The organism is Oscillibacter sp. KLE 1745 (genome assembly GCF_000469445.2).
GTDB lineage: Bacteria > Bacillota > Clostridia > Oscillospirales > Oscillospiraceae > Oscillibacter > Oscillibacter welbionis.
The window spans coordinates 1-467 of record NZ_KI271716.1 but is presented as its reverse complement, the minus strand read 5'-3'; the positions used below and the strand labels follow the sequence as shown (position 1 = coordinate 467).

1 protein-coding gene is annotated in these 467 nt (G+C 54.6%); it reads right to left on the bottom strand.

Annotation, left to right across the window (positions count from 1 at the left end):
* Positions 1-467 (bottom strand): DUF3991 and TOPRIM domain-containing protein (locus HMPREF1546_RS07090; protein WP_021751820.1); only part of this gene is annotated, 467 nt, incomplete at both ends.

The window sequence follows — 467 nt, the reverse complement described above, 5'->3', positions numbered from 1 at the left end:
CTTGCCGGGACAAGGCGAATGACGGCGATCTCGCCGGGAATGGACTGTGCCAGTCGGGTACAGGCTTCGCTTCCTGCGGTGTCGCTGTCAAGGCAGAGGAACACTTTTCGGGTGTCCTTGCGTTCAGAAAGGAAACGGTCAAGGGCTTTGCCCGAAACACCGCCCAGCGCAAGATAGCTTCGGCTTTGCCAATCCTGCGGATAAAGGCAGATGAACGATAACAGGTCTATCGGTGCTTCAAAGACAAAGAGCTGGTTGCCGTTTCCCTCATAGTGGAACGGATAGGATTTGTCAGACCCGGCAATGTCCTGTCTGAATGGGTCTGCCGTTCCTCGCACATGGGCGTATCTCGGCGTACCGCTTCGGTCTCTGCCGACAAACACAACATTGTGCCGCTTTGCGTCCTCGTAAATATCCCCGGAAAGAAGAAAAGCCTCAACAAGCGTTTTGTTGAGACCTCGGCTTTC